We start from the raw sequence: 4,253 nt of genomic DNA on the forward strand, positions 1-4,253 counted from the left end.
GCCCGAATTCTCCGTTGCCTGCCGGATTTGTGTTCATTTCGCCCTACCGTTTGATCGCCCAACGAATCCCCAGCGGCAGAGTAGGGGCGAATATGGCAAAATTGACGGCACGCCGAAGCGCCGCCCGGCAGCCGGACGATCAGCCATTGTAGCGCTGGAAGACCAGCGACGCGTTGGTCCCGCCAAAGCCGAAGGAATTGGACAGCGCCACGTCGATCTGGCGGGCACGCGGCTTGTTCGGCACCAGGTCGATCGCGGTTTCGCGTTCCGGGTTGTCGAGGTTGATGGTCGGCGGCGCGACATTGTCCCTGATGGCAAGGATCGAGAAGATCGCTTCGGCGGCACCCGCCGCCCCAAGCAGATGGCCGATCGACGACTTGGTCGACGACATCGAAATCTTCGATGCGGCATTGCCGACAAGCCGCTCGACCGCGCCGAGCTCGATCGTGTCGGCCATGGTCGAGGTGCCGTGCGCGTTGATGTAGTCGACATCGGCCGGCGTCAACTTGGCCCGGTTCAGTGCCGCCGTCATGCAACGGAAGGCGCCATCGCCATCCTCGGCGGGCGCGGTGATGTGATGCGCGTCGCCGGTGAGACCATAACCCGTCACCTCGGCATAGATCTTGGCGCCGCGCGCCCTGGCATGTTCGAGCTCCTCGAGCACGACAACGCCGGCGCCCTCGCCCATGACGAAGCCGTCGCGGTCGCGATCATAGGGTCGCGACGCCGTTTGCGGCGAATCATTGCGTTCCGTCGACAGTGCCCGGCATGCGGCAAAGCCGGCGATCGACAGCCGCGTCACCGGCGCTTCGGCGCCACCGGCGACCATCACGTCGGCATCGCCCCACATGATCAACCGGGCAGCATCGCCAATGGCGTGCGCGCCGGTCGAACAGGCCGTGACGACGGCATGGTTCGGGCCTTTCAGTCCGTGCCGGATCGAAACCTGCCCGGAGACGAGATTGATGATCTGGCCCGGGATGAAGAAAGGGCTGATGCGGCGCGGGCCGCGCTCCTTGAGGATCATCGCGTTCTCGGCGATGCCCTCGATGCCGCCGATGCCGGAGCCGATCAGGACGCCGGTGGCACACCGCTCTTCATGCGTCTTGGGTTCCCAGCCGGAATCCTTCAGCGCCTCGTCGGCGGCGGCAATCCCGTAAAGGATGAAGTCGCCGATCTTGCGCAGTTCCTTGGGCTCGAGCACGGCCTCGGGATTGAAGGTGGCATTGCTGCCGTCACCACGCGGAATGACGTGGGCGATCTTGCAGGCAAGATCCTCCACCTCGAACTCAGTGATGCGCTTGGCAGCGCTGCGGCCGGTCAGAAGTTCCTTCCAGCTGTGCTCGAAGCCCATGCCGAACGGCGACAGCAACCCAAGGCCCGTGACGACGACACGCCTCATCGCAGGTCCTCCCCGGTGATGACTGCGGAAAGCGTCAGGCCGAAGCCTTGTCGATGTACTTCACGGCATCGCCAACGGTCAGGATGGTCTCAGCCGCATCGTCGGGAATCTCGACGCCGAATTCTTCTTCGAACGCCATGACGAGTTCGACCGTGTCGAGGCTGTCGGCGCCCAGATCATCGATGAAGCTCGCCTGCTCCGTCACTTTGTCGGCATCGACGCCAAGGTGCTCGATGACGATCTTCTTGACGCGCTCTGCGGTGTCACTCATTTGGGCATCCTCGTCTTTTGTTTGTCTGTCTTCGTTAGCGGGCAGAATGCCGCTAATCAAGCTGAAAGATGGTCCTGCCGGAAACGCAACGACTACGGACCGGTTTTTGCCCGAACCGCCGGGTTGCGGGCCGCATTACACGAAAAATAGCTGAGGTCCAAGCCGAAATGGTCTCTTTTCACAACCCGCCGGCGTTGCTGCCGAACCTCGTCAAATCATAGCCATGCCGCCATTTACGTGGATGGTCTGGCCAGTGACGTAGGCGGCTTCGTTGGAGGCGAGATAAGCGACGGCGGACGCGACTTCAACGCTGGTGCCCATGCGCCGCGTCGGGATCGCCGCCATGATCGCCTCTTTCTGCTTGTCGTTGAGCTTGTCGGTCATCGCCGATTCGATGAAGCCCGGGGCGACGCAGTTGACGGTGATGTTGCGGGTGGCGATCTCCTGTGCCAGCGATTTGGAGAAGCCGATCATGCCGGCCTTTGAGGCGCAGTAATTGGTCTGGCCGGGATTGCCGGTGATGCCGACCACCGAGGTGATGTTGATGATGCGGCCATGGCGGCGGCGCATCATCGGGTGGGTGAGTTCGCGGGTCAGCCTGAACACGGCGGTCAGGTTGACCTCGAGCACGCTGTCCCAGTCGGCATCCGACATGCGCACGAACAGGCCGTCCTTGGTGATGCCGGCGTTGTTGACCAGGATGTCGACGCCTTCGAGATCGGCTTCGGCTTTCTGGCCGAGCGCCTTGACCTCCTCACGGTTGGACAAATTGGCCGGGAACAGCTTGACCCGGTCGCCAAGCTCGCTAGCCAGCGCTTCCAGTTTCTCGACGCGGGTGCCATGCAGGCCGACGATCGCGCCCTGCGCATGCAACATCCTGGCGATCGCCTCGCCGATGCCGCCGGATGCGCCGGTGACGAGCGCCTTGCGGCCAGTCAATTCGAACATTTTTGTCTCCTGATTGAGAAGAGAACACCCTTTACAGGGATGGGATCAAATGACGCTTTATGCAAGCGCCGCCATGGCCGCCTCGACGTCAGCCGCGGTGCCGACCGACGCGGTGGCGACATCGCGGTTGATGCGCCGCGCCAATCCTGAAAGCACCTTGCCGGCGCCGATCTCGTAAAGCGTGGTGACGCCGTTTGCGCCGAACCATTCCACCGTCTCGCGCCAACGCACGCGGCCGGTTATCTGTTCGACCAGGCGGCGGGCGATCTCGTCTGGATCGCTGGTCGGGCTGACCGTAACATTGGAGAGGACGGGAACCACCGGCGCGTTCTTTGCCACGCCGGCCAGGGCTTCGCGCATGACGTTCGCGGCCGGCGCCATCAGCGCGGAATGGAAGGGCGCGGACACCTGCAGCATCAGCGCGCGTTTGGCGCCTTTCTCGGTGCACAGTTTCGCGGCCAGTTCGACCGCGGCCTTGGCGCCGGAGATGACCAGTTGGCCACCGCCATTGTCGTTGGCGATCTGGCAGACAGAGCCTTTGGCGGCTTCCGCGCAAGCGGCTTCGACATCGGCATGTTCCAATCCGATGATCGCCGCCATGGCGCCCTCGCCGGCCGGCACCGCCGCCTGCATGGCATTGCCGCGTATGCGCAGCAACCGGGCGGCATCGGCAACCGAAACGAAGCCGGCAGCGGCCAACGCCGAATATTCGCCCAGCGAATGACCGGCGACATAGGCGATCTTGCCTTTCAGCGAGAAGCCGCGCGATTCCAGCGCCCGGATCGCGGCCAGCGACACCGCCATCAGCGCCGGCTGCGCGTTGGCGGTCAGCGTCAACGTCTCTTCCGGCCCTTCCCAGATCAGCTCCGACAGATTTTCGCCGAGCGCATCGTCGACTTCCTGGAAGACCCTGCGCGCTTCGGGGAAGGCGTCGGCGAGATCCTTGCCCATGCCGACCGCCTGGCTGCCTTGTCCGGGAAAGGTGAATGCAACGGCCATGCGAGGGCTCCCAAGGGCTGGTTTTGCTTGCCTGAAGACGGTTTTTCTTGCCTGTGACGCATGGCGGGGCGCCAAGTCAAGCCCGGTTCGACCCTGCCCGAGGGCAGCCTCGTCCGCCGAGTGCCTGTTGCGAAAGGGTTTTTGGCGATCACTCCTGATGAAAACCGCTCACGATTCGTTTGCTGGCTCTTCTTATTTCCGTTACAGGCGCTAGCTTTGCGTGACAATTCCATGACAATCGAGTGACGCGCTTGTCGCTGGGTGGGGAAGTTAAAGTGGCAAAGAGTTACAAACGCACCGGCAAGGCCGCGCCACAGTTCCTGGAAGACGACCCCTCCACCGGCTATCTGCCGGGCAGGAGATGGCCGGTCGTGCGCTATGGGCTGATCAGCCTGGCGATTGCCGCTATCCTGGTGTTTGCCATCGAACTGATCGTGCGCGGCGACTTTGCCGGAACCATCTCCTTCTTCCTGCAGCCGTTCAAGCCGGGCTGGACCACCATCGTCGTGTTTGCGCTGCTCCTGATCGGCTTCGATGCGGTGCTCGGCCGCAGCCACCAGAGCCTGATGATCGTCGCGCCGCTGACCTTGTCGCTTGCTTTCGTCGGTCACCAGAAGTCGCACTATCTCGGCG

General features: G+C 63.2%; 4 protein-coding genes and 1 pseudogene. 1 reads left to right on the plus strand and 4 read right to left on the minus strand.

Going from position 1 to position 4,253, the window contains the following annotated elements; genetic code table 11:
- Positions 1 to 139: 139 nt before the first annotated feature.
- The 4 genes from fabF to fabD all read right to left on the minus strand — a co-directional run bounded on the left by fabF (position 140) and on the right by fabD (position 3,620).
- Complete coding sequence (fabF, locus tag EN984_RS24550; protein WP_127273339.1) at positions 140 to 1,402, minus strand: beta-ketoacyl-ACP synthase II; 1,263 nt, start codon at positions 1,400 to 1,402, stop codon at positions 140 to 142.
- Between the two features lie 34 nt (positions 1,403 to 1,436).
- Positions 1,437 to 1,673, minus strand: coding sequence for an acyl carrier protein (locus EN984_RS24555; RefSeq protein ID WP_006203723.1), 237 nt, complete (start codon positions 1,671 to 1,673; stop codon positions 1,437 to 1,439).
- A 210-nt stretch (positions 1,674 to 1,883) separates the two neighbouring features.
- A complete protein-coding gene (gene fabG, locus EN984_RS24560) occupies positions 1,884 to 2,621 on the minus strand; it encodes a 3-oxoacyl-[acyl-carrier-protein] reductase (protein ID WP_127271122.1) in 738 nt (245 codons plus the stop codon).
- A gap of 57 nt (positions 2,622 to 2,678) precedes the next feature.
- A complete protein-coding gene (fabD, locus tag EN984_RS24565; protein ID WP_127272742.1) occupies positions 2,679 to 3,620 on the minus strand; it encodes an ACP S-malonyltransferase in 942 nt (313 codons plus the stop codon).
- 275 nt (positions 3,621 to 3,895) lie between these two features.
- Between fabD and EN984_RS24570 the strand changes: the two are divergent.
- A pseudogene (locus tag EN984_RS24570) lies at positions 3,896 to 4,253 on the plus strand (hypothetical protein); the annotation flags it as partial.

The sequence above is a fragment of the Mesorhizobium sp. M7A.F.Ca.CA.004.12.1.1 genome (assembly GCF_003997835.1).
Classification (GTDB): Bacteria; Pseudomonadota; Alphaproteobacteria; order Rhizobiales; family Rhizobiaceae; genus Mesorhizobium.

Excerpts from the sequence above, each read along its gene's own strand:
- fabG (WP_127271122.1), bottom strand. The coding sequence starts at position 2,621 with ATGTTCGAATTGACTGGCCGCAAGGCGCTCGTCACCGGCGCATCCGGC.
- fabD (WP_127272742.1), bottom strand. The coding sequence starts at position 3,620 with ATGGCCGTTGCATTCACCTTTCCCGGACAAGGCAGCCAGGCGGTCGGC.
- fabF (WP_127273339.1), bottom strand. The coding sequence starts at position 1,402 with ATGAGGCGTGTCGTCGTCACGGGCCTTGGGTTGCTGTCGCCGTTCGGC.
- EN984_RS24555 (WP_006203723.1), bottom strand. The coding sequence starts at position 1,673 with ATGAGTGACACCGCAGAGCGCGTCAAGAAGATCGTCATCGAGCACCTT.